The sequence below is a fragment of the Veillonella sp. T14073-2 genome (genome assembly GCF_002959875.1).
In the GTDB taxonomy this organism is placed as follows: Bacteria; Bacillota; Negativicutes; order Veillonellales; family Veillonellaceae; genus Veillonella; species Veillonella infantium.
In genome coordinates, this window is the sequence record NZ_PPDC01000006.1 from 16,015 (window position 1) to 41,388 (window position 25,374).

At 37.5% G+C, this 25,374-nt stretch carries 18 protein-coding genes; 12 read left to right on the plus strand and 6 right to left on the minus strand.

Translation table 11 applies throughout. The annotated features are described in order from the left end of the window. The first annotated feature begins 3 nt into the window (after window positions 1–3). From metG to VCHSUH04_RS03560, 6 genes are all read left to right on the plus strand, one after another. Complete coding sequence (gene metG / locus VCHSUH04_RS03535; RefSeq protein ID WP_105085375.1) at window positions 4–1,950, plus strand: methionine--tRNA ligase; 1,947 nt, start codon at window positions 4–6, stop codon at window positions 1,948–1,950. After that, window positions 1,950–2,720 (plus strand): TatD family hydrolase, encoded by a 771-nt coding sequence (locus tag VCHSUH04_RS03540; RefSeq protein WP_105085376.1) that lies wholly within the window; start codon window positions 1,950–1,952, stop codon window positions 2,718–2,720. The genes metG and VCHSUH04_RS03540 overlap by 1 nt, the downstream gene beginning before the upstream one ends. Window positions 2,721–2,923: 203 nt before the next feature. After that, a complete protein-coding gene (ppx, locus tag VCHSUH04_RS03545) occupies window positions 2,924–4,471 on the plus strand; it encodes an exopolyphosphatase (RefSeq protein ID WP_105085377.1) in 1,548 nt (515 codons plus the stop codon). Next, on the plus strand, window positions 4,471–6,036 hold the full coding sequence (locus VCHSUH04_RS03550; protein WP_105085378.1) for a phosphatase: 1,566 nt from the start codon (window positions 4,471–4,473) through the stop codon (window positions 6,034–6,036). Before ppx ends, VCHSUH04_RS03550 begins: the two co-directional genes overlap by 1 nt. Beyond that, complete coding sequence (gene ppk1 / locus VCHSUH04_RS03555; RefSeq protein ID WP_105085379.1) at window positions 6,026–8,143, plus strand: polyphosphate kinase 1; 2,118 nt, start codon at window positions 6,026–6,028, stop codon at window positions 8,141–8,143. The genes VCHSUH04_RS03550 and ppk1 overlap by 11 nt, the downstream gene beginning before the upstream one ends. Window positions 8,144–8,569: 426 nt before the next feature. Further along, window positions 8,570–9,547 carry a 3D domain-containing protein gene (locus VCHSUH04_RS03560; protein ID WP_105085380.1) on the plus strand — a complete coding sequence of 326 codons (978 nt, stop codon included), beginning with the start codon at window positions 8,570–8,572 and terminating at the stop codon, window positions 9,545–9,547. 157 nt (window positions 9,548–9,704) lie between these two features. Here VCHSUH04_RS03560 and msrB read toward each other — a convergent pair whose 3' ends face one another. The 3 genes from msrB to VCHSUH04_RS03575 all read right to left on the minus strand — a co-directional run bounded on the left by msrB (window position 9,705) and on the right by VCHSUH04_RS03575 (window position 13,035). Beyond that, complete coding sequence (gene msrB / locus VCHSUH04_RS03565; RefSeq protein WP_105085381.1) at window positions 9,705–10,643, minus strand: peptide-methionine (R)-S-oxide reductase MsrB; 939 nt, start codon at window positions 10,641–10,643, stop codon at window positions 9,705–9,707. Continuing rightward, entirely contained in the window at window positions 10,644–11,765 is a 1,122-nt protein-coding gene (locus VCHSUH04_RS03570) for a 5-methyltetrahydropteroyltriglutamate--homocysteine S-methyltransferase (RefSeq protein ID WP_105085382.1), read from the minus strand. A 331-nt stretch (window positions 11,766–12,096) separates the two neighbouring features. Beyond that, window positions 12,097–13,035 carry a LysR family transcriptional regulator gene (locus VCHSUH04_RS03575; protein WP_105085383.1) on the minus strand — a complete coding sequence of 313 codons (939 nt, stop codon included), beginning with the start codon at window positions 13,033–13,035 and terminating at the stop codon, window positions 12,097–12,099. 105 nt (window positions 13,036–13,140) lie between these two features. On the opposite strand from VCHSUH04_RS03575, the gene rnmV reads away from it, so the two are divergent. Continuing rightward, a complete protein-coding gene (rnmV, locus tag VCHSUH04_RS03580; protein ID WP_105085384.1) occupies window positions 13,141–13,668 on the plus strand; it encodes a ribonuclease M5 in 528 nt (175 codons plus the stop codon). A gap of 13 nt (window positions 13,669–13,681) precedes the next feature. Continuing rightward, on the plus strand, window positions 13,682–14,536 hold the full coding sequence (rsmA, locus tag VCHSUH04_RS03585) for a 16S rRNA (adenine(1518)-N(6)/adenine(1519)-N(6))-dimethyltransferase RsmA (RefSeq protein ID WP_105085385.1): 855 nt from the start codon (window positions 13,682–13,684) through the stop codon (window positions 14,534–14,536). Window positions 14,537–14,659: 123 nt separating this feature from the next. Here rsmA and VCHSUH04_RS03590 read toward each other — a convergent pair whose 3' ends face one another. Beyond that, on the minus strand, window positions 14,660–15,907 hold the full coding sequence (locus tag VCHSUH04_RS03590; protein WP_105085386.1) for a sodium/glutamate symporter: 1,248 nt from the start codon (window positions 15,905–15,907) through the stop codon (window positions 14,660–14,662). Between the two features lie 362 nt (window positions 15,908–16,269). Beyond that, window positions 16,270–17,865 carry a peptide chain release factor 3 gene (locus VCHSUH04_RS03595; RefSeq protein WP_060924805.1) on the minus strand — a complete coding sequence of 532 codons (1,596 nt, stop codon included), beginning with the start codon at window positions 17,863–17,865 and terminating at the stop codon, window positions 16,270–16,272. A gap of 176 nt (window positions 17,866–18,041) precedes the next feature. Here VCHSUH04_RS03595 and VCHSUH04_RS03600 point away from each other — a divergent pair, with 176 nt between their 5' ends. Beyond that, entirely contained in the window at window positions 18,042–20,351 is a 2,310-nt protein-coding gene (locus VCHSUH04_RS03600) for a DNA topoisomerase 3 (RefSeq protein WP_105085387.1), read from the plus strand. Window positions 20,352–20,390: 39 nt separating this feature from the next. Here VCHSUH04_RS03600 and VCHSUH04_RS03605 read toward each other — a convergent pair whose 3' ends face one another. Beyond that, window positions 20,391–21,689 (minus strand): DEAD/DEAH box helicase, encoded by a 1,299-nt coding sequence (locus tag VCHSUH04_RS03605; protein ID WP_105085388.1) that lies wholly within the window; start codon window positions 21,687–21,689, stop codon window positions 20,391–20,393. Window positions 21,690–22,247: 558 nt separating this feature from the next. On the opposite strand from VCHSUH04_RS03605, the gene VCHSUH04_RS03610 reads away from it, so the two are divergent. From VCHSUH04_RS03610 to VCHSUH04_RS03620, 3 genes are all read left to right on the plus strand, one after another. After that, entirely contained in the window at window positions 22,248–22,481 is a 234-nt protein-coding gene (locus VCHSUH04_RS03610) for a FeoA family protein (protein ID WP_094028542.1), read from the plus strand. 9 nt (window positions 22,482–22,490) lie between these two features. After that, on the plus strand, window positions 22,491–24,860 hold the full coding sequence (gene feoB / locus VCHSUH04_RS03615) for a ferrous iron transport protein B (RefSeq protein ID WP_105085389.1): 2,370 nt from the start codon (window positions 22,491–22,493) through the stop codon (window positions 24,858–24,860). 231 nt (window positions 24,861–25,091) lie between these two features. Then, window positions 25,092–25,295 (plus strand): FeoB-associated Cys-rich membrane protein, encoded by a 204-nt coding sequence (locus VCHSUH04_RS03620; RefSeq protein WP_105085390.1) that lies wholly within the window; start codon window positions 25,092–25,094, stop codon window positions 25,293–25,295. Window positions 25,296–25,374: the final 79 nt, after the last annotated feature.

A 25,374-nucleotide genomic window follows, 5' to 3' on the forward strand; every position in this document is an offset into this window, starting at 1 on the left:
ATCATGGGAGACACAAAAAAAACGTATTATATTACGACACCAATTTATTATCCAAGTGCTAAGTTGCACATTGGTCATACGTATTGTACATCTGTAGCTGATACAATCGCTCGATTCAAGCGTTTGGCTGGTTATGATGTACGTTTCTTGACTGGTTCTGATGAACATGGTCAAAAAATTCAACGTGCTGCAGAAGCGCAAGGTATTACACCTCTTGAATACACTACGAATATCGTAAATGGCTTTAAGGCATTATGGGAAAAGATGCATATCTCTAACGATGACTTCCTTCGTACTACTGAAAAACGTCATGAAAAGGTAGTGCAAGAACTCTTTACAAAAGCTTATGAAAAAGGCGATATTTACAAGGCTGAATATGAAGGTTGGTACTGTACACCGTGCGAAACATTCTGGACTGAGCAAAAACTTGGTGAAAATCATACATGTCCAGATTGTGGCCGACCTGTAGAGAAGGTTAAAGAGGAAAGCTACTTCTTTAAACTCGCTAAATATACAGATCAATGGTTGAAATTTATCGAAGAAAACCCTGATTTTATTCAACCTGAATCTCGTCGTAACGAGATGATTCAATTTGTAAAACAAGGTCTTGAAGACTTGGCTGTTTCTCGTACATCCTTTGACTGGGGGATCAAGGTACCATTCGATCCTAAACATGTTGTATATGTTTGGTTCGATGCATTAGTGAACTATATTAGTGCACTCTCTCCATTTGATGGGGATGGCGAATTATACAAAAAATACTGGCCAGCAGATCTCCATTTAGTAGGTAAGGAAATCGTACGTTTCCATACAATTATTTGGCCTATGATGCTCATGAGCCTTGAGTTGCCATTGCCTAAAAAGGTATTTGGTCACGGCTGGATGATCGTTGACGGTACAAAGATGAGTAAATCTTTGGGGAATGTTATTGATCCAATTCCATTGATCGATACCTATGGTGCAGATTCTTTGCGTTATTACTTATTAAGTGAAATCACGCTTGGCAATGATGGTAACTTCACATTGCCTAATTTCGTTACAAAGATCAATGCTGACTTATCTAACGACTTAGGTAACTTATTGAACCGCACTATTGCTATGATTGAAAAATACCATGGTGGTGTGATTACAAAATGCGATGATATGGATGATTTGGATCGTGATGTTTCCACATTGGCTGTTCAAACGACAAAAGATTTTGAAGCAGCTATGGAAAATATGGAGCTTAATAAAGCTATTAAGTCCGTATGGGCATTTATTGGTCGCATGAATAAATACATTGATGAAACAATGCCTTGGGTATTAGCTAAATCTGAAGACGATCATGATAAAGCGCGCTTGCAATCTGCTATGTATCACTTGGCAGAGGCATTGCGTATCATTGCTATTTTAGTAAGCCCTGTTATTCCTGTAGGGGCTCCAAAAATTTGGGATCAATTAGGTCTTACAGGTTTTGGTAGTGCTACTATTGAGGATGCAAAAGTTTGGGGCTTAATTTCTACAGGTACTAACGTTGTAAAAGGCGATCCTATTTATCCTCGTTTTGAAATTCCGGAAATGGTAGAAGTAGTTGCTAAAGAGGAAGTTGAAAACTCTGTAGATACATCTAATATTCCACCATTGAAAGAAAATATTACGTACGATGACTTCGAAAAACTCGATCTTCGAGTAGCAAAAGTTGTAAGCTGTGAAAAGGTTCCTAAGTCCAAGAAATTATTGAAGTTTGTCTTGGATATCGGCATTGAAGAGCGCACAGTATTAAGTGGTATCTCTCAATATTACGAACCAGAAGCTATGGTTGGTAAAAAGGTAATTTACTTGTCTAACTTGGCTCCTAAGAAGATGATGGGCATCGAGTCTTATGGCATGATTTTGTCTGCATCTGATTGGGAAGAACATTTAGAAGTAACAAATATTGAATCATTACCAGCAGGAAGTGTGGTTAAATAATGAAACTCTTTGATACACATGCTCATGTGAATGACGGTCGTTTTGATAATGACCGGGATGAGATGTTACAAGCCTGCTTTGATGCTGGCGTAGAATACATTATGATTCCAGGGGTAGATAGAGATACTGTTGAATCAGGACTAGCTTTAGCAAAACAGTATGATCGTTTATATGCTGCTGTAGGCACACATCCTCATGAGTCAAAAGATTTTACAGAAGAAGACTACGAGTTCTATAAGGATCAAGCACTTAACAACGATAAGGTCCGCGCTATCGGTGAAATCGGATTAGATTATTATTATGATTTTTCTGACCGTGAAACACAGAAACGCGTATTCATTCGTCAATTAGAACTCGCTCGTGAAGTAGATTTACCGATCATCATTCATGATCGCGATGCACATGGCGATATTATGAATATCTTACGCAATGAAGGTAAGGATAACTGGGGGATTTTTCACTGCTATTCTGGCAGTTGGGAAATGGCAAAAGAAGCTATTAAATTAGGATTCTACATTTCCTTTGCTGGCCCTGTTGTATTTCCTAAGTCTACTAATCTTAAGGAAGTTGCTCGTCAAGTACCCTTAGATAGAATACTTATTGAAACAGATTCGCCATATTTGACACCACCTCCATTTAGAGGCCGTCGCAATGATCCAAGCAAAACTCAATTTGTAGCAGAGGAAATTGCAAGTCTTAAAGGCATTGATGTTGCTGAGTTTTCAGAGATTGCCTATAATAATGGTAAACATGTATTTGGTATTAAATAACTTGATTGCTCGTAATCATGTATGCTAGTAAATAATATTGGTCAAATTCTAAGAGCTTTAGTATTAGATATTACAAAATACACCAAGTATAACTAGAATAATAAATTATAAAACGCGATTCTCCCATATCGGTGAGAATCGCGTTTTTCTATGGTATACTTAAGTATATTCATACTGAACTATAGTAAGTCGAGGTTAGTAGCATGAAACGTATTGCATTTATAGATTTAGGATCCAACTCCGTTCGTTTTGTTATTTATGAGATTTCTAAGACCGGTAGTTATCGACTCATATATCAAGAAAAAGAAAGTGTTCGCTTAAGTGAAAATATGTGGGGCACTCATGAGTTAACGAAAGAGGCAATGGAGCGTTCTTTACGCGCATTAAAAGGCTTTGTTCATATGGCGAATGCTATGGAGGTAGATACCATAAAAGCTGTTGCTACGGCTGCAGTACGTCTAGCTAAAAATGGAGATGCTTTTATTAAAGCTGTAAAAGAACGAACTGGTCTTAATTTAGAATGTATTGCTGGTGAAGAAGAGGCTCGCCTTGGGTTCCTTGGGGTTATTAATACGATTGGGCTCAAAGATTTTATTATCTTTGACTTAGGTGGTGCTAGTACAGAGGTAACGCTAGTAAAAAATCGACATATCGTGAAAGCTGTTAGCTTACCTATAGGGGCTCTAACCTTAACAGGAACCTATCAAAAAGGTGATGAGTATACTCCTAAAGAACTAGAGAAGATGACGAAGGCCGTAAAGAAAACCATTAAGGAACATACGTGGCTTCAAAATATAAAACTACCTCTATTAGGTATAGGTGGTACAGCTCGTAATATTGCTAAAATAGATCAACGTAAACTATCATATCCTATTACGAAGCTACATAATTATGAACTACCATATCATAGATTTCACGAAATCTTGGAAGATGTAAAAGGTAAATCCTTAGAGGCTCGTAAAAAAATTAGTGGTTTATCATCGGACCGTGCAGATATTATCATTGCAGGGCTTACTATTGTGGATGAACTATTTAACTATGTAAATACTAAGACCCTCGTTGTGGGCGGTTGCGGTTTACGGGAAGGTTTGTTTTACGATTATTATGGAGAGAATTATTTAGGTGGAAATTCAATTATCGAAGATATTTTAGTCCACTCTGCGGAAAATGTGCTGCTAAGTATGACAAAGCATGAGCTAGTGCATGCTAAGTATATTACGAAATTAGCTACCACTTTGTATGATGCATTAGAGCCACTTCATAAGGCGGATAAGAATTTTAGACGATGCTTAATCGCAGCGGGATTATTGCATGATATAGGCAAACGAGTTAACTATTATAGTCATGCCCGCCATGGTTGTTACATGTTAGTTAATAGTAATTTATATGGCATTTCCCATGTGGAACAAGCTTTTAGTGCATTTTTAGTGATGAACTCTCATGGATTGACGCCAAAGGAATATAAAAATTTCTTGTATGGTAAATTATTAGATCAAGAGCAACGCTTATTAGGGCAAAAACTTTCCATTATTTTAGCCATAGCAGAGGCTCTTGATGAAAGTCATGAACAATTTATTAAGCGGTTAGAGGTAAATATTAAATATACGAGTGTAGTTATAAAGGTATTTTACCTAGAGGGACGCGATGTAAGTGTCACGAAAACTGCTGTAGAAAAGCTTTCAAAATCTTTCAAAAAGGAATTCAAGAAAATATTAGAAATAGAGTGGCATGAATCTCGTAAGGAGGCATAATGGCATTACCAAAAGCATTACGATATGCGGTGTTACATGTGGGCTCCAGTAGCATGAGCATTACCATATTAGAGTATAAAGGCATAGACGATGTACGTGTCATCGATTATGCAGCGCGAGAAGTAACCTTTGGGGAGGAGTTATTTCAAACCTCTCGGTTGAGTTTTAAAACAATTGAAGAAATCTGTCATATTTTAAAGGGATATAAGCAATTAATGGCCGATTATGGCGTGACTCGTTCCAAACTATATGGTACGACAGTAATACGTGAGGCTACTAATCGTCGTAGTATTTTAGATCAAATTTATATTCAAACAGGGATGCGTGTTGAGGTCATCGATATGCCGAAAGAGGTATATTACAAATACGCCTTACTATATTACAAGATGACACATCAATACCATCTAACTGATCCTACAAAGGCTACATTATTCTTAGATATTACATCTGGTGGGGTCGGTTTAACAGTTTGGCGTGGTGAAAGCTTACTGTTCCAACGCAATATGCATAGTGGTTCCTTACGTGTTATGGAGTCATTTAATCGAAATCAACGATCTTCTATATCATTTCCAAGGGCTATTACGGAATATTTACACCGTATGATTGGACCACTCCGTGAAGAACTACAAACCTTTAATATTGATAGTATTGTCTTATCTGGTGACGAAGCGCAATATATGACTCATTTAATGGGACAAGAAAATAATAAAGAAGATATCATTACTGTTGAGCCAGAACGATTTAAAGGTCTTATAAATTCTTTTGATGGTGTAACTGCAACAAAGTTGATGAACCGTTATAAATTACCTGAATATAAGGCTAATATTTTAATGCCTACCATGATTTTGTTTAATGAAATTATTACGGCTATAGGGCCGAAATCATTAATTTTTAGTAGCTTTTCATTCTCTCAAGGCATTAGTTGGTTCTATGGGGTAGAGTCAGAGAATAATCCATTTATGTATCAGTTGCGGGAGCAAAATGCACAGTTAGCCCGTGCTGTGGCCGCAAGATATCATACAGACCGTATTCATGATGCGGAGGTAGAAAAGTTTAGCGCTTTATTCTGTGATGCTTTACGCCATAAAGGCTTACCAGAACGATGGGGATATTTATGTAGTATAGCTGCCATTCTTTGCTCGGTTGGCAAGTTTGTAAATTTACGAAATCATGGAGAGCATGCGTATCATATCGTAATGGGAACCGATATATTTGGGCTTTCAGAAGAAGAAAAACAAGTAGTAGCTAATGTTGTATATTATCACTACAAGGGAACGCCAAATGATGACGATGCGTATTTCAATGCATTGACAGAATTACAAAAAATTCAGGTTACAAAGCTTGTAGCAATTATTCGTGTTGCTTGTGCACTCGATGCGGGGAGCAATCAAAAAATCTCTGATGTAACATTGGAAGAAAGAGATAATGTACTATATGTATTCTGTCGTACTAATGAGGATATCTCCTTAGAATGGTGGACCTTTAATCGAGATTCTGAATACTTTACAGAGGTATTTGGTATGGAAATCGTACTAGTAAGGGGAGGGGATCGTCATGTTCAATAATGCAAAGTATTATTTTAATCGTGAATTGTCTTGGTTAAAGTTTAATCAGCGCGTCCTATTAGAGTCTATTGATACAAATACTCCTTTATTAGAACGACTCCGATTTATTGCCATTGCCAGCTCTAATTTAGATGAGTTCTTTATGATTCGCGTAGCTGGTTTACGTCATCAAGTTGTGAATGGTATTGTTAAGTACGATGCTGCTCATATGGATGCTAAGGCACAGTTAAAGGCTATTGATGAATCTGTACAACGTCTAGTATCGATGCAAAGTACGTATTTGAACAACGTACTGACTGAGCTTGAATCATATGGTTTCTATTTTATTAAACCTGATCAGTTAGATGTAAAATCAAAAGCTTGGTTACGTCATTACTTTGAAGAACATATTTATCCCGTAGTAACACCATTGGCTGTTGACTCTGGTCATCCATTCCCATTTTTAACAAATCATACCATCAATGCTATTGTGCGTATCTTTCAAATACAACCAGATGGTACTAAGGATTATAAGATTGCTATCTTGCCTATTCCATCTGTACTGGATCGCATTATTGAAATCCCAAGTCGAGGTAATAAAGAACATCGATTCGTTTACCTAGAGGACGTCATTACATATTACGCAAATCAGTTTTTCCAAGGTTATGGCATCGAAGATTATATGGTATTTCGTATCACTCGTGATGCGGACTTAGAAATCGATGAAGAAGAAGCCACAGACTTGCTATCGGAAGTAGAGGCATCTTTGCGTCGTCGCCGTCGTGGTGATGCGGTACGATTAGAGGTGTGCGGTGAGGTAAAGGATAATTTATTAGACTTTGTGCTTACTAGTGTTGAATTAGAACCAAAGGATGTATACCGTATAGATGGTCATCTTGATTGTCGTATGTACTTTAATTTCTGTAACTATCCAGGCCTTGACCAGCTTCGTTATGTACCATTTGAACCTAAACTACCTAGTGAATTAGTTAATCATGAAGGTGAAAGTCTATTTTCTGTTATTGGAAAGCAAGATCTTTTCGTTCACCATCCTTTTGAGTCTTTTGCTGTAGTAGAACAATTTATTGCACAAGCAGCTACAGATCCAGATGTGCTTGCTATTAAACAAACCTTGTATCGCGTAAGTGGAGATTCTCCAATTATTGCATCCTTGATTAAGGCTGCGGATAATGGCAAGCAAGTAACCGTACTTATGGAGGTTAAAGCACGCTTTGATGAAGAGAATAATATCCATATGGCACGCCGCTTAGAAAAGGCAGGTTGTCATGTAATTTATGGTTTGAAAGGTCTTAAAACTCATTCTAAGATTACCATGGTTGTGCGTAGAGAGGATGCAGGTATTAGACGTTACGTTCATTTAGCTACAGGTAACTATAATGGTAAGACGGCTCGCATGTATACGGACTGTGGCATATTTACGTGTAACGATGAATATGGCGATGATGCATCTCGTTTCTTTAACTTAATTTCTGGCTATTCCGATCCTCCAATTTGGAATAAATTTATTGTCGCCCCTTTAAATTTGCGGGAAAAAATAATGGAATTAATTGACCGTGAAATAGAATTCGCTAAACAAGGTGAAGAAGCATATATTATTGGTAAAATGAATTCCTTGCTTGATAAAGAAGTTATTGCTAAATTATATGAAGCCTCTGCTGCAGGTGTTCGCATAGATCTTATCGTTCGTGGTATTTGCACACTAAGACCTGGTATTGCCGGTGTCAGCGATAATATAACGGTACGTTCAGTGGTAGGACGGTTCTTGGAACATCATCGTCTATTCTATTTCCAAAATGGGGGAAATGAAAGTCTATTCTTATCTAGTGCAGACTGGATGCCAAGAAATTTAAATGAACGTGTGGAACTTATGATTCCTATTGAAGATAAACAACATAAGGAGCGTGTTAAAGGTATATTGGATTTATATTTAGAAGATACCTTAAAAGCTCATATTATGAGAGCCGATGGTTCATATCGTAAAATTAATGATCGAGAACATCCGATTTCTGCTCAAGAAGAACTTATGAAAGAGGCTATTGCCCATGAGCATAAGGAGTCAATGACCGTAATTGAGCGTTTACAACCAATGTTTAAAATGAATAAATAATGAAATTCACACGTAGTGTTGAATGATGAATTTTAATACATTTTCATAATAGTGAAAAAGCCTGTTTTTACAGGCTTTTTTACATATATATATTTTTAAAAATGAGATAAAAATGAAGTTTCGGGATGTGTAGAAAAAATTGGTAACAATTCAAAAACACATAAAAATACAATTTATATTATAAAAAAAACTAACATACTATATATAGTAGTGGTATCGTATATATGTACACAATTCGGAATATATTGTATAGTATTAAAAAATGTCGATATGTACGTACACAGTGGACTTTTGCGAAAAATATAGAAAATAAAATAACTTAAAATTCAGTATTTACAAGCGTTTATCTCTTATTGTTAACCTATATCGTTTGACAGGTTATATCTATCTGTAGTAGAATAATTACATTACAGGAGGGATTACAATATGAGAATTCATAAGACACACAAACGATATATTTCGTCTGTTGTTGCAGGATTGATTGTAACAGCTGTAACTATGACAGGTTTTTCTTATAATGATAAAACTGTTACCGTTATGGTAGATGGTGCAGCACACACTGTTAGAACGCATTTAAATTCTAACGAAGGTATCGTACGCGATGCTGGGGTTAAATTAAATCCAAATGATAAAGTTATTTCCAGCTCGACATCTGTTCAAAATGGTACAACATTAACTGTTGTACGTGCCATCCCAGTTTACGTAACTGTTAATGGTAAAACTAGAGCTGTTTTCACTACAGAAACAACTGCACAAGGCGTTGCTAATGAACTTGGTTTTAAAATGCCTAACTATGCCGTAGTAGGTGATGCAAATGGTTCTGTATTAAGTGGTACACATATCACAATTGCACAAGTAACAAGCCGCTCCTTGTCCACAGTAGATCAAGAAATTGCTGTTCAAGTAATTCGACAAAAAGATGATACAATGGCACAAGGTGAAGAAGAGGTTGTTCAAGTTGGTCAACCTGGTTTAGAACGTGTACAACGTGAAACATTATATAGTAATGGTACGGTTATTAAGACAAATGACGTATCTAAAGTAACACAACGCGAAATGGTACCTACTATTATTAAAGAAGGTACTCGTGAAGTGACTACATCTCGTAATATAGCTGGTCGCTCATCTCGTGCTATCGTAATGGAAGCTTCTGCTTACCTTGCTGGCGATGGTGATGGCGCTGGTATTACAGCTACAGGCGTTCCTGCAGTACGTGGTATTGCAGCTGTTGACCCAGATGTTATTCCATTAGGCACACGTTTATTTATTCCTGGTTACGGTGAAGCTATTGCAGCCGATACAGGTGGTGCTATTGTAGGTAATAAAATCGACCTTGTAATGGACTCTTATGGTGAGGCCATGGACTTTGGTCGTCAAGACGTTACAGTATACGTATTGGACTAATATAATAATTTAGAGGATATATCTAATAGATATATTCTCTTTTTATTTGGTTTATATAGTTATCGCCTGCTTAGTAAATATATATCATAATATATCATACTTAGTAAGCAATCATTATGTATACTAAAAGGGCGCCTTATGATTAAGGCGTCCTTTTTTAGTCTTCAATATATGGAATTAGATATTCGTATTTTGTACCTTTTAATTTATCTTTAGGGATAAATCGTAAGGCGGATCCATTGATACAGTAGCGAAGTGAGCCGTTAGGGCCATCTTCGAATACATGTCCTAAGTGAGCATTGCCAATGCGGCTGCGCACTTCGATACGATTCATACCATGAGAGTCGTCTTGGTAGTATTTAATAACATCCTTAGCGATTGGTTTTGTAAAGCTAGGCCAACCACAGTGAGATTCGAATTTATGAGCAGAAACGAAGAGGGGTTCTCCCGTAGTGATATCTACGTAAAGGCCTGCTTTGAATTCATCAGTTAGCTCATGGCTGAAAGGCGCATCTGTAGCAGAGTTTTGTGTAACTTCGAACTCTTGCGGAGATAAAGCCTTGAGCTCTTCCTCAGAAGGCTTATTATAGGCGTTGTCATCTACAAGTGGTTCATTGGATAGGTCTAGTGGAATATGACAATAGCCATTAGGATTTTTATCTAAGTAATTTTGGTGATATTCCTCGGCAGCGTAGTAGTTTGATAGAGGTAATACTTCAATGGCAAATGGCTTACCTTCGAAGGATTGGGCACGTGCTAATGTACTTTCAATAATAGGCTTGTCCGCTGTATCGGTATAGTAGATACCAGTTCGATATTGAATACCTACGTCACCACCTTGTTTATTAACACTGAATGGATCAATAGCACGTAGGAAATATTGAATCAAATGGTCCAAGGAAAGTGTGTTTGCATCGTAGGTCACCTTGAGGGCTTCTACGTGGCCACTATTGTGACATACATCTTCATAACTTGGATTTTCAGTAGGGCCATTAGCATAGCCTACTTCGGTGGAAAGGACGCCTTCGATTTTTCTGATGTATCCTTGTAGGCCCCAGAAACAACCGCCTCCTAAATATATAGTGTGTTCGCTCATTTAATCACCCCATACTTCTTGAGCTATTTCTTTAACTAATGTAAGTTTAGCCCATTGTTCTTCTTCGGTCAATTGATTGCCGATTTCACAAGATGCAAAGCCGCATTGAGGGGATAGATAAAGTCTTTCGAGTGGAATATATTTGGTAGCTTCTTTAATACGTTCCTTGATGATTTCTTTATCTTCTAATTCAGGGCGTTTGGTTGTAATCAAGCCTAATACAACCTTTTTATTAGGAGACACTTCGCGCAATGGTTCAAAGCCACCAGAGCGGTTATCATCAAATTCTAGATAATATGCATCTACATTTTCTTTGGCGAATAGAATTGGTGCAACTGGTTCATAACCACCGCTAGCAGCCCAAGTAGAGTTGTAATTACCACGGCATACATGAGTTGTGAATGCTAGATCATGAGGTCGGCCTTCTAAGGCTAAATTATTAATGCGTAAATATTTGGCTGTTTCGCCTTCAATAGTTACACTTTTATCTTTTTGACGACCAGTCCAATAACCGTGGTCACAGCACATACCCCAAGTACAATCGTCAAATTGAATGTTGCGGCAACCTGCCTCGTAGAGGTCTTTAATAACTTGACGATATGCAGCAGCAATATCTTGAATTAATTCTTCTAAGTCAGGATAGAAGGAACGTGTTGTAATACCATTATTTTCGCGGAATAATTCAGCTAAGAATTGAGATGGAGCAGGAATGGTTTGACGAGCTGTAGTATGTTCGTCTTCAAACTGTTTTACAAATTTGAAATGCTCTACAAATGGATGGTTAGTGCCTGTGATTTTACCAGTAAGGGCGAGAGAACCAGGCGCTGTTTCTTGACCATGGAATTTATAACCGTGTTCAAGTTCAATTTCCTTTACGCCATTGAATCCCCACATGAAATCTAGATGCCAATAGGCACGGCGGAATTCACCGTCAGTAATAACAGGAAGTCCTGCAGCTTTTTGTTTTTGAATGAGGTCTGTAATGAGACGATCTTCTACAGCTGTTAGTTCTTCCTTAGTAATATTTCCTTTTGTAAAAGCCTCACGAGCTTCTTTTAATTCTGCTGGGCGTAGGAAAGAACCTACGATATCAAAATGGAATGGTGCTAATTGTTTGGACATATATAATCCTCCTTATATTAAACGGTATAACCGATAGATTCGATAGGTTTATTATAACTAAGGATGAGTATATATAAAAATATCAATATATTAATGTTACACATAGCTTTTAGTTATATCTGTGCGTTATTTTATGGTTTTAGTTATATCAAAATGTGATGTTAAGTTATAGTATCTACTCTGTTGTACAGTACCCAATGCTTTGGAAAGGGTTAATTTATAGTGTTGAGTTTTATGCATATGCAAAAAAGCACTCCAAATAGGAGTGCTTTTACTTGCAGTTAAACTATTATGAAGAGTCATTTAAACTATCATCAAATATAATACGATATTATTCCTTTGTTTTAGGTAATTTAATGTGTTTACCATAGTTACCTACATATTGTTCTAACGCTTGGATATATTCTTGCCCTAAACGGCTACGATGCATTTTATTATTTGTAATGTAACCGATATGCATTAAACCTTCCTCTGCAAGAGGCACGGAAATGATATTTTCACCGTTTACTTCCTCATCTATTACGCCACTAGATACGGTATATCCATCTAGACCAAGCAATAAACTGAAGAGAGAAGCCCGATCGCGTACCCTAATATGTTTTGGACGGACAACGGTACTAAAAATCTCTTCAGAGAAATAGAAGGAATTGTGATCGCCTTGTTCGAAAGAAATATAAGGATATTCCTCAAGTTCATCCATAGACACTACAGCCTTATTTGCTAATGGATGGTTTTTGCCAATAAAAATATGAGGATGAGCCGTAAATAATTCTGTAAAGGTCAATTCATTGGTGTGAATTAATTTTTCTAATACAGGGCGATTGAAATCATTATAATAGAGTAAACCAATTTCGCTCTTCATATGAGCTACGTCATCGATGATTTCATAGGTTTGTGTTTCTCGTAAGGATACATCGTATTGATCGATGCCTGCACCTTTTAAAAGTTCTACAAAGGCGTTAACTGCAAAGGAGTAATGTTGTGTAGAAACAGAGAATTGTTTTTTACCACCGCTTTGGCTTTTGTATTGCTCCTCTAAAAGTGCAGCTTGCTCTAATACTTGGCGTGCATAGCCAAGGAAGCGCTCTCCCTCTTTAGAAACAGTAATGCCTTTATTAGTGCGATCGAAAATGGTAATGCCCATTTCCTTTTCTAATTCTTTAATAGCCTTTGTAAGGCTAGGTTGAGATACAAATAATCTCTTAGCAGCTTCACTAATACTGCCTATATTTGCAATTGTTGTGACATACTTTAGTTGTTGTAAGGTCATAATTGGCCTCCTTTTATATATTACACTATTTATACTACTCGATTATAAGTATTTAAGCAACGTTATATATGTGTTACAATGTACTAATAGAATAAAGGAGGACCTATGCTAAAACAAGTCATCGTCGTAGAAGGAAAATCTGATATACAACGCATTGCTCAAGCTATAGAGGCTGACTGCATAGCAACTGAAGGCTTTACTCTTCGAAAAGGCGTTATTGATATGATACGCGTTGCTTATGAAAAACGTGGCATCATCATATTAACTGATCCTGACACGGCAGGGGAGAGAATTCGCCGAGTATTGACGAAAAAATTTCCCAATGCACAACATGCTTTTGTCCCTCGTGATGAAGCTTTTGCGAATGATGATATTGGCATAGAACAAGCATCTCCAGAGTCAATCCGAAAAGCTTTATCCACTTTACATGTAGAATCTTTAGAATCTTCTAACGAATTTTCTATGGTAGACCTCGTTCGTCATGGTTTATCTGGTATGCCTGATAGTGCAGCTCGACGAGCTATTATTGGTGCTAAATTGGGGATTGGTTATGGAAATGGGAAACAGTTTTTATACCGTTTAAATCATTATGGTATAACTCGAGATGCTTTTGAAGATGCTGTGAATAGTTAAAATAGGAGTTAAGATGTTAGAATCAGTAATTGCAAGCCCTGAGGTAGTGCATTATATATGTAAACGCTTCGATATTAAAATGAGCAAGAAATTAGGGCAGAACTTTCTTATTAAACGCGGCATTGTTGATGAAATAGTACATGCTGCTGAATTGACACCAGGTGAACCTGTACTAGAGGTAGGTCCTGGCATCGGTACATTGACACAGGGGTTAGCACAAAGTGGGGCAGATGTAACGGCCATTGAATTAGACCGACGTTTATTAGAGGTCCTAGACACTACTTTGGCCTCCTATGATAATGTACGTATTATTCATGGCGATGTGTTGAAACTTGATGTACCATCCATCATGAATCATAAACCATTTAAGGTGGTTGCTAATTTACCGTACTATATTACAACACCTATTATTATGTCTCTATTAGAAAGTAAATTACCAATTGAGCGCCTCGTTGTAATGGTACAAAAGGAAGTTGCCTTGCGAATGGTAGCTAAGCCAGGTACAAAGGATTATGGTGCATTATCTGTAGCGGTACAATATTATACTGAACCGGATATTGTGCTTGATGTACCACCTAAATCTTTCTTGCCAGCTCCAGCGGTGACGAGTTCTGTCATTCGCTGCGTATTACGAGATAAACCACCTGTTGATGTGATTGATGAGAAACTATTCTTCCGAGTTGTGAAAGCTGGTTTTGCGCAACGACGTAAAACATTTTCCAATACGATGAAAACTACGGGATTATCAAAAGATCGAATCGAAGAGCTGTTAGCAAAAGCGAATATCGATGGTCAACGAAGAGGGGAAACATTTACCCTTCAAGAATTTGCCGATGTAGCCAATGCGTGGGCTTCTTTAATTAAATAGTATAATGTAAAAAGAGCTTATTAGATTGATAATATCATTCTAATAAGCTCTTTTGTATTAATAAGCTCTTTTTATGCTAATAAGTATTTTGCATAAAAAAGGACCCGAATGGGTCCTTTTTGTTTAGTAAAGAATGCCAGCCATCGTTGTAATGAGGAAAGCATTTGCAAAGTCGATTAAGAATGCACCTACCAAGGAAACTACGAGCCATGCACGAGGGGATGGACCGTGTTTGCCCGCCAAGGATAACATGTTAACTAACGCATTTGGTGTAGCACCTAAACCGAAGCCGATGGCACCAGCGCCGAGCATAACAGCATCGTAGTTGCGACCAAAGATGAAGTAGATAAGGTATGCAAATACACAGATAAGTGCCATTTGCGCTACTAAAATAGTAATCAATGGTAATGCAAGATCGATTAATTGAACTAGTTTCAAGCTGTTAATAGCCATTGTTACGAATAAGGATAATGCTACATTGGATACTGCATCGAGAGCGGCATCATTGATTTTGTAGGCTTTAGTGAAGTCACCGAAGTTACGAATTACAGCAGCACAAATCATGGCACCGATGTATGCAGGTAGTGGAGTAAGGATGGATAAACCAGCACTTACGATAGTACCGATACCTAAAGCAAGGCCAATCCACATACAAATCGTTAAAAGATCTTGAGAGTTGAATTGCTTGCCGCCACCTTCAACGTGATCTTCCATCATGTCGATGCCTTCATCTTCCATTAACTCAGGATTTTCGTATGGTGTTTTAACTTTGTGCATTTTAATAATGCGTTCGCCTACAGGAGCACCGAGAATTGTACCAGCAACCATACCGAATGTTGCTGCTGCAACTGCAGCAGATGCTGTACCAGGGATACCAAGTAATTGTTCGTAGTATGGACCAAAGGCACCAGCCGTACCAAGACCACCGATCATAGATACGGAGCCAGCCATAATACCGATGATTGGTTCAATGCCTAAAGCTTTAGCAATCATAATACCTGCAGTGTTTTGAACAACAATCCACACTGCACAAGCTAGGAAGAAGAAGATAATGAAGATACCGCCCTTTTTGAGGACTTTTAAAGATGCCATCAAACCGATAGTAGTAAAGAAGGCAAGCATTAAGAATGTTTGTAGGGAACCTTCGAAGGTAATGTTCAAAATCTTGTAGTAAGAAAGAATAGCAGTTAAAAATGCAAATGGCAAAGCCCCTACAGCTGGTGCAGGCATACACATACGTTGTAAGAACTTGGAATGTTTGTTAATCCAAGTACCAATGAATAACGTGATTACAGCAAGGCCTACAGTTTGGATCATGGACAGTTTTAAGGTCCATACATCGTTGACTAAAGCTAAGTCAATAAGTGGCATAAAATCACTCCTTTAAAATAAAAAATAAAACTATATTTTATGGTATCATGAATGGTCGAAAAAGACTATAGAATATATAAGGTATAATAATTATATATTATTTATTTTCAACACTCACAACAACATTAAAACCATTTAGTTATTATATATCTATAATTAGATATATATCTTTTGTAGTACATTTATATTATATACAAAAATACGAGAAAGTAATAGTAAAAATCACTTATTTACATAATCATACTATATGTATTCGACTAAATTCTGTGATATTCCTGCCTATTATAAAAAAATAAACTGGAATATATTTCCAATTTTTATATATTGAGAAATATATTCCAGTTAATAACAGGAAAGCGTTTCTATAGTTCGTGATGAAGTTTTGGAGTGGTTAAGAATGTAACATCAGGATTACGTTCCTGAACCCAACCCATTTGCCACTCATTGGAAATGAGGACTACGGTGCGATCTCGATTATCCTTAACAATCATCGCATTATCTACACCTTTTAAAGAAGCGATATCTACTTCACCATCAATCCAACGAGCAACACTGTATGGTAATGTATTATTTAATAAATCAACACCATATTCATTTTTTAAACGGTATTCCAGAACCTCGAATTGAAGCATACCTACAGCGCCGACTACGAAGGAATCAAGAGCACCTGGTTGTTCAAAGATTTGAACAGCGCCTTCTTGGGCTAATTGTGTCATCCCTTTTTGGAACTGCTTACGCTTCATAGTATCTTTTGGCGATACGCGAGCAAAGAACTCTGGTGGGAATACAGGGAAGTCACCAAAGGTTACCTTGTGTTTTTGAGCACACAGTGTATCACCTACACCCATTGTACCAGCGTCAAAGACACCGATAATATCTCCTGGATATGCATCCTCTACGATGGTACGTTCTGTAGCCAAAAACTGTTGAGGCTGAGATAGACGAATCGTTTTATTGGATTGGCGATGCAATACGGACATGCCCTTTTCGAACTTACCAGAACAGATACGCATAAATACGATACGGTCATGGTGGTTAGGGTCCATATTCGCTTGGATTTTAAATACTAAGGCAGAGAAGTCTTCGCTTGTAGGTTGGACCATTTCTTCCACAGCTTGGCGTGGAGCAGGAGATGGAGCAAGTTCTAAGAATTTCTCTAAGAATGGTTTTACCCCAAAGTTAGTCATTGCAGAGCCGAAGAACATAGGAGTTAATTCACCAGCACGAACCTTGTCAAAATCGAATGGATCGCCTGCAACATCTAATAATTCAATATCATCAAGTAATGCTTGGTATACATCATCACCTAATAATTCTTTCATACGAGGGTCAGTCAAAGCTCCTTTTTCAGAGGCTAACTTTTCTTGACCATGTGTTTCATCTTTTGCGAAAAGCTCAATAGTTTCATGTTCTCTATCGTATACGCCTTTGTATTCGCCGTTTATACCAATTGGCCAGTTCATAGGGCATGTACGAATGCCAAGAACATTTTCGATTTCTTCCATCAAATCAAATGGGCTACGACCGAAATGGTCAATTTTATTTACAAATGTAAAGATAGGAATACCGCGTTCTTTAGATACAGCAAATAGTTTTTTTGTTTGTGCTTCTACGCCTTTTGCTACGTCAATCAACATGACAGCACTATCTGCAGCCATTAAGGTACGATATGTATCTTCAGAAAAGTCCTGGTGACCAGGGGTGTCTAGGATATTGACGCGACAACCATCATAGTCAAATTGCAACACAGAACTTGTTACGGAGATACCACGTTGCTTTTCGATTTCCATCCAGTCAGATACGGCGTGTTTTGCTGTTTTACGAGATTTAACGGACCCCGCTAAGTGGATAGCACCACCATATAAAAGTAATTTTTCTGTTAATGTAGTTTTACCCGCATCCGGGTGAGATATGATAGCAAACGTACGACGACGTTGCACTTCTTCTAAAAATGTCATAGTTCACCTCTATTGTTTCGTTTGTAAAAGCATTGTCTTATTATATAACTTTTACATCATTCATATCTTTAAAATTATACATGATTTTGGTAGTTATGACCACTAAATTGTAGTATAATGAGATTTCAAAGAGCGGCTTAGGGGAATAGCCGTTATTTTATGTTAAGGAGGGGACCATGCGGTTATTTATTGCGGAAAAGCCATCCATGGCTCGCGAAATTAGTAAATGCTTGCCGGAAAATAAGAATATCCAAAAACGGAATGGCTACTTTATCCAAGGTGATGATGTGGTGACATGGGTTGTAGGTCACGTATTACATCAAGCAGAACCGGGTGATTACGATGATAAATATGTTCGCTGGCGCCCTCAAGATTTACCTATTGTGCCTGATGAGTGGAAATTACTGGTTACGGATAGTAGTCGTCAACAGTTTGAAACGGTGAAAGACCTTATCGGTAAAGCTGACACTATCGTTAACGCCGGTGACCCGGATAGGGAAGGGCAATTGTTAGTTGATGAGGTTTTATATTATGTAGGAAATACAAAACCTGTACAGCGAATTTTATTAAATGCATTGGACGAAAAATCTGTTCATGCAGCACTTAATGATTTGCGAGATAATAAAGACTTTCACAATTTATATCAATCTGCACTGGCCAGAGCGCGTGCAGACTGGCTTATTGGAATGAACCTATCTCGCGCATATACCTTATCTGAACGATATAAAGGTAATAAGGTAACATTACCTATAGGTCGTGTTAAGACTCCAACGTTAGCCTTAGTAGTTCGTAGAGAACGTGAATTAGCCGCATTTAAACCGGTCGATTATTTCACACTAAAGGTTTTATATAATCATCCAAATGGTGTGTTCTGGGCTACGTGGCAACCTACAGATGAACAAAAGGGGCTTGATCCAGATGGTCGTCTCATAAATAAGGCTATTGCAAATGAATTGGTTGAGCGCTTGCAAGCTGGTCCAGATGGTATCATTAAGACGGTTACAAAATCTAAAAAGAAAGATGTACAACGCCTACCATTATCCTTGTCATCTTTACAGGTATTGGCTGGTAAAGCATTCTCCTATGATCCGCAAACTGTACTTGATACAGCACAGAAATTATATGAGAAAAAGTTGACTACGTATCCTCGTTCTGATTGTGAATATTTACCGCCAAATCAGTATGGTGATCGCAATGCTATTCTCAATAATTTGCAGAATGCTGGAGATGAAAGGTTAGCACAATGGGCTAGTGATGCTGACCGCTCTATTAAAAGTCGCGCTTGGAATGAAAAGAAAATTACGGCCCATCACGCAATTATTCCTACTACGGTAGCTTGCAATATGAATAGTTTGTCTCGTGAGGAGCGCAATATTTACTTCCTCATTAGTCAGGCTTATATTGCTCAATTCTATGGTGAGCACGTGTATGAACAAACTAAAATTGTAGTGGAACAATGTAAGGAAGAGTTTGTTGCTAATGGTCGTGTAGTTATAGACGAAGGATGGAAGTTACTTTATAAACGACAAAAGTCCAAATCGGTGACAGATAATGATGAACCTGATTTAACTGATGAACGTGGCGCAGAATCTGACTCTAAAAAAGAGGCTATTGAAGAAACGGATCATTTGCCGGCTGTTAAGAAAAATGATTCTGTTCTTTATACAGATTCCTCTGTAGAGGCGAAACAAACAAAACCACCATCTCGTTTTACACCATCTACATTGTTGCAAGCGATGAAGGAAATTCATAAATTTGTAAAAAACGAAGATTTGAAAAAACAGTTAAAGGCTGTATCTGGTATAGGCACAGAGGCGACTCGTGCTAATATTATTGACGAACTCATCAGTCGTGGTTTTATGAAGACTTCGGGGAAGAAGCAAGTTCTATCACCTACTGAAACAGGCTATCTTTTAGTAGACGCATTGCCTGATGAATTGTTGTATCCTGATGAAACGGCAGTTTGGGAAGAACGTTTGGCCCTCATGAGTGAAGGGGAGGATACATTGGATTCCTTCTTGTCTGATCAAGTTAAGTTTTTACAGTTATTGATTGATAAGCTTGGCTTTGATAAACAGGTAAACTCTGGTCAAATGATGCCAAATGTAGTTCGCACGATAACGAATCAAAATCGTAAACGACCTATGGATAATGAAAATGTAGATTTATCTACTTTGCCTATATGTCCGAAATGTAATAAGGGACGTATGCAACAGCGTAATGGTAAATATGGTGCTTTTTTAGGTTGTACCAATTATCCAACTTGTAAACATACACAACCAATCGATGGAGAGACTTCAACTGGTGAAAGTAATATCACTTTATCTGAAGAAGATAAGCAATATAAATGCCCACGATGTAAAGAAGGTTATTTTGTTAAACAAGAGGCGAGAGGCCGAATTAACTGGGTTTGCAGTAATCGATCTCAATGTAAGACACAATGTTCTGATGTAAATGGCATGCCAAGTATTTATGCGAACAAATAAAAAAGACGCGTACAGATTAATCTGTACGCGTCTTTAGTTTTATTTGCGTTTACCGCGACGTCCAGTTTGAGATGTAGAGGTACGACGTTGGCGTGTGTTAGCACCTTTGTGGCCACGAGCTTTATGAGCTTTAGCCTTTGTAGATTGATAGGAACTCGTAATCTTAGGCTTGCCAGAAGATTTTGCACGTTTTGGAGCAGCACTTGCATTACCTTTAGTCTTAATTTGTCCATCTTTAGTATATTTAGTAAGCGTTGCTTGGATGGCACGCTCAATACGTCGTAGCCAAGATTCATCCTGTGGCGTAGCAAATGTAACAGCTACACCAGAATTACCAGCACGACCAGTACGACCAATACGATGGATATAGTAATCTACGTCGCGTGGTACGTCGTAGTTATAAACATGTGTAATGCCTTCAATATCGATACCGCGAGCTGCAATATCTGTTGCTACTAAGATTTGTGTCTTAGCTTTTGCAAAATCGCGCAATATTTGAGTGCGGCGACCTTGTGTTAAATCCCCATGCATTTCAGCAATATTTAGGCCTGCAGCAGTTAACTCATAGGATAAGCGAACTGCACCTTCACGTTTATTACAGAAAACAATGGCCAAGAATGGATTGTCTTCTTCAATCATTTTGATGAGGCGTTCTGTTTTTTCCTCTGGATTCATCATGTACACACGTTGATCAATAGATTCTAATGTAACATGCTTACCTTCTGCTGTTACAGAGGCTGGGTTTGACATATAAGCTTTTGCAAGGTTTCTAATCTTATCTGGGATTGTTGCAGAGAATAGTAAAAGTTGTCTATTAGCATCTGTTTGGCTGATGAGATTTTCAATGTCCGGTAAGAACCCCATATGAAGCATTTGGTCGGCTTCGTCGAGTACGACACGACGAATGCAATCTAGGTGAAGTGAACCACGCTTAGCATGATCTAATAGACGGCCAGGTGTACCTAAAATAACTTGAGGGCGACGTCCTAATTGTTGTAGCTGTGCTTCAATCGTTTTGCCACCGATAAGAGGGAGGATATCCACATTTAAAATGGTACCTATTTCTTTTGCTTCATCAGAAATTTGTTTTACTAGTTCTCGCGTAGGTGCAATGATAAGTACTTGTTCTTGATGAACATCTGTGTGAACCCGTTGAAGAATAGGTAATAAGAAGGCTAATGTTTTGCCTGTACCTGTTTGAGCTTTTGCTATGACATCATTCCCTTTGAAAACTACAGGAATGGCTTGTTCTTGAATTGGAGTGGGCTCCTTGATACCTTGTTTTTGAAGGGCTTGGATGAGCTCATCGCAAACACCTAGAGATTTAAAAGATTTCATGGATCGTCCTTTCTATAATACATATTATATTTATTATACCTTATGCAGATAGGAGGGGCAAATAAATTGAATTGTTATAGCTAGACCACAGTAGTAGTGGGGGTGCGATAGACTATTTTAAATACATAGGTGTGAAATTATATTGAAGATCACAACTAGTTGATAATAAATCGATAAATAACGATGTGATGAATATTTATGAGAATGGAAAATATTAAAATATAAATGTTTAAAGAAATTTCAAAGTTATAAATGAGAATGATTAAATTATCAGTAATGATAATCTTAGTAGTATTTCTTATTTTCTGTCTGCACTATGAATTATGAGTAGATAGATAAATATTATACTTAGTGGGGTTTGTTTTGAATAATCATAAAGTGATTTTCATAGTTAATATGAGAAAAAAGTATATATATAAGAAAGAAAATAACCATAAAATTGATAATAATTGTTGAAATTAATGCTCGATTTGGTATAATATCTTAAGATATTAATACGCATTATTATTTGGTGTGTTTAATATGAGGTTGTTAGGTACAATAATTAGGAGGTGTCGTATGGCTATCAAAAAGTTAAAAGACATGAAACCAGGTGAGTCTGGTCTTATTGTTGCACTACATGGCAGTGGCAATGTTAAGCATCGTCTAATTGACATGGGTCTCGTACATGGTACAAAAATCCATGTTATGAAGTTTGCCCCTTTGGGTGATCCAGTGGAGATCAAAGTAAAAAACTTTGAATTAGCACTTCGTACAAGCGAAGCTGGCATGATTGATGTAGAGGTTCAATAGGAGGTTCACATGGCAGAAAAAGGGCAAATTCGTATTGCCTTAGCAGGTAACCCTAACTGTGGTAAAACGACAATGTTTAACAATATCACAGGGGCGAAGCAACACGTTGGTAACTATGCCGGCGTTACAGTAGAAAAAAAAGAAGGTTATACTAATTTTAATGGTCAAGAGCTATTATTTATTGACTTGCCAGGTACATATAGCTTAACAGCTCGTTCCTTGGATGAGTTAGTAGCTCGTAATGTTATCGTAAACGATAATCCAGATGTAATCGTAAACGTTCTTGATGCATCTAACTTGGAACGTAACTTGTATTTAGCGGCACAATTGTTGGAACTTGAAAAGCCAATGGTTATTGCTCTAAACATGTCTGACGTTGCTGAAGATATGGGCATTAAATACGACCTTAAAAAAATGGCTGAATTAACAGGTGCTACCATTGTTAGTACAGTAGGCCGTACAAATATTGGTACAAAAGAGTTGTTAGAAGCAACAATTAGCGTAGCTGCTTCTCAAAAAGCACCTGGTGTAACAGTTGACTATGGCGATTTACTAGAAGGCAAAATTGCTGAGCTTGTAGAAGAGCTTAAGAAATCTGGTACTGTTACATATCCACTTCGTTGGATTGCTATCAAGCTATTGGAAAAAGATGCTGATGTTATTGGTAAGGTTATGCGTTTTGATAATACAGAAGCTGTTATTCAAAAAGCTGAAGCTATTCGTGAGGAAATTAAAAATCAAGTTGATCTTGATATCGTATTCCAAGAATATCGTCACCGTTTTGCTGTAGAAGTATATAATACATGCTTAACACAAGCGCCAACAACATTGGAAACACGTTCTGATCGTTATGACAAAATTTTAACGCACCGTATTTGGGGTTTACCAATTTTTATGTTGGTTATGTGGTTATTGTTTAACTTCGTAAATACAGTTGGTGCTGTTCCACAAGGTTGGATTGAAGATGGCTTCACAGCATTGCAAGCATGGGTTGTAACTGCTATTCCAGAAGGTCAATTACAATCACTTATCTCTGATGGTATCATCGCCGGCGTAGGTGCGGTTCTTTCTTTCGTACCATTAATTCTATTATTATTCTTGGGCATCTCTTTCTTAGAAGATACTGGCTATATGGCGCGTGCGGCATTCGTTATTGACCGTGTAATGCGTGCTTGTGGTTTACATGGCAAATCCTTTATTCCATTGTTATTAGGTTTTGGTTGTTCCGTACCATCCGTAATGGGCGCTCGTATCCTTGATAACTATAAGGATCGAATGGTGACTATCTTGATTACACCATTTATGAGCTGTTCCGCTCGTTTGCCTGTATATACATTGTTTGCAGCAGCATTTTTCCCACCTGAATGGTCTGGTACTGTAGTATTTGGTGTATATGCATTAGGTATTGTATTTGGTATCATCTTTGCTAAAGTTTTCCGCAAATATTTATTCTCTGGTGAAGCTGAACCATTCGTAATGGAATTACCTCCATATCACTTGCCTACCTTAAAAGCAACTTTGATGCATATGTTTGAACGCGGTATTTTGTACCTCAAAAAAGCTGGTACATTTATCATGGCTGCATCTATCTTAGTATGGTTCATTACAGCGTATCCAATGGATGTTGAATACTCCAAAGATTATGATGCGTTGCATGATCAAGTAGCTCAAACATATGAAATGAAAGATGCAGAAACTTTGTCTCATTTTGGTATTACTACAGATGAACAAAAAGACCAAGTTAATGAAATCGTTGATAATATGAAATCTACCGTAGCAGATGCTACTTCAGCAGCAGAAAGTAATCAAGAACCTGCTCCTGAAGTTGCAGTAGAAGAAGATTCTGAAGCACCTGAACTATTTAATGATATTAAAGATGAAAATAAAGACTTGTTCCCTGCAGCATGGGCAATGTACAAAAACAGTGCTAACTTAGATGCAGAAAATCAAAAAATTGATGAAGAACAAAAATCTGAAAAATTAGAACAATCCTATGCTGCTATGTTTGGTAAAGCAATTAACCCAGTTCTTGAACCATTGGGCTTCGATTGGAAAATCGGTGTATCTCTTGTGGCTGGTTTAGCAGCTAAAGAAGTCGTTGTATCTACATTGGGTACTATTTATGCAGTAGGTGGTGATACAGATCATCCTCAAGCATTGACTGATTATTTACAAAATGACCCACACTTCACACCATTAATTGCATTAACATTGATGCTATTCGTACTAATCTATCCTCCATGTATCGCAGCTTTAGCTGTTATTAAACGTGAAACTGGTTCTTGGAAATGGATGTTGTTCATGTTCTGCTATGAAAATGCATTTGCATGGATTGCATGTTTCATCTTCTATAATATAGGTCGCGCATTAGGTTTCTAATCTAGAGTCGCTAAATAGGAGAGTTTAGCCACTTTTAGATTCTTTAAACAAAAATGAATTAGAAAAATGCGATTTTGTTATAAGTAATTTAAAAATAATACTTGATAATTATCAATATTCGTGGTTAAATGATAATGAGAAAAGGGAAATATCCTATAGATATTGCTTTTATCTTATTTATCACTAAGACACATATTGTAATTTAGTAGATATTGAGAAAGAGGCATAATAATGGATAATCTTGTTATAGGACTCATAGTTGTATTAGCATTAGCTTATATCGGTACTAAAATTTATAAGCAAGTGTCTGGAAAAGGTGGTTGCGGCTGTGGCGGTGGCTCCGATTCTGGCTCTAAAAAATCTTCTGGTTGCGGTGGTAACTGCAGCTGTGATGGTTCCAATAAGGCATTAGGCATAAAACGTACCGCTAAGTAAGCTAATACGAATTCTGAATTTGATAGAGGGGTCTCTATAATGGGCTCCTCTTTTCAAATATAGTAATTAAATTTTTTAT

What these genes read in the sequence shown, in the direction of transcription:
- ppk1 (WP_105085379.1), top strand. Translation starts at nt 6,026, where the DNA reads ATGTTCAATAATGCAAAGTATTATTTTAATCGTGAATTGTCTTGGTTA.
- feoB (WP_105085389.1), top strand. Translation starts at nt 22,491, where the DNA reads ATGGCAGAAAAAGGGCAAATTCGTATTGCCTTAGCAGGTAACCCTAAC.
- VCHSUH04_RS03560 (WP_105085380.1), top strand. Translation starts at nt 8,570, where the DNA reads ATGAGAATTCATAAGACACACAAACGATATATTTCGTCTGTTGTTGCA.
- VCHSUH04_RS03595 (WP_060924805.1), bottom strand. Translation starts at nt 17,865, where the DNA reads ATGACATTTTTAGAAGAAGTGCAACGTCGTCGTACGTTTGCTATCATA.
- metG (WP_105085375.1), top strand. Translation starts at nt 4, where the DNA reads ATGGGAGACACAAAAAAAACGTATTATATTACGACACCAATTTATTAT.
- VCHSUH04_RS03600 (WP_105085387.1), top strand. Translation starts at nt 18,042, where the DNA reads ATGCGGTTATTTATTGCGGAAAAGCCATCCATGGCTCGCGAAATTAGT.
- VCHSUH04_RS03605 (WP_105085388.1), bottom strand. Translation starts at nt 21,689, where the DNA reads ATGAAATCTTTTAAATCTCTAGGTGTTTGCGATGAGCTCATCCAAGCC.
- VCHSUH04_RS03590 (WP_105085386.1), bottom strand. Translation starts at nt 15,907, where the DNA reads ATGCCACTTATTGACTTAGCTTTAGTCAACGATGTATGGACCTTAAAA.
- VCHSUH04_RS03540 (WP_105085376.1), top strand. Translation starts at nt 1,950, where the DNA reads ATGAAACTCTTTGATACACATGCTCATGTGAATGACGGTCGTTTTGAT.
- VCHSUH04_RS03575 (WP_105085383.1), bottom strand. Translation starts at nt 13,035, where the DNA reads ATGACCTTACAACAACTAAAGTATGTCACAACAATTGCAAATATAGGC.
- msrB (WP_105085381.1), bottom strand. Translation starts at nt 10,643, where the DNA reads ATGAGCGAACACACTATATATTTAGGAGGCGGTTGTTTCTGGGGCCTA.
- VCHSUH04_RS03570 (WP_105085382.1), bottom strand. Translation starts at nt 11,765, where the DNA reads ATGTCCAAACAATTAGCACCATTCCATTTTGATATCGTAGGTTCTTTC.
- VCHSUH04_RS03620 (WP_105085390.1), top strand. Translation starts at nt 25,092, where the DNA reads ATGGATAATCTTGTTATAGGACTCATAGTTGTATTAGCATTAGCTTAT.
- rnmV (WP_105085384.1), top strand. Translation starts at nt 13,141, where the DNA reads ATGCTAAAACAAGTCATCGTCGTAGAAGGAAAATCTGATATACAACGC.
- VCHSUH04_RS03610 (WP_094028542.1), top strand. Translation starts at nt 22,248, where the DNA reads ATGGCTATCAAAAAGTTAAAAGACATGAAACCAGGTGAGTCTGGTCTT.
- ppx (WP_105085377.1), top strand. Translation starts at nt 2,924, where the DNA reads ATGAAACGTATTGCATTTATAGATTTAGGATCCAACTCCGTTCGTTTT.
- VCHSUH04_RS03550 (WP_105085378.1), top strand. Translation starts at nt 4,471, where the DNA reads ATGGCATTACCAAAAGCATTACGATATGCGGTGTTACATGTGGGCTCC.
- rsmA (WP_105085385.1), top strand. Translation starts at nt 13,682, where the DNA reads ATGTTAGAATCAGTAATTGCAAGCCCTGAGGTAGTGCATTATATATGT.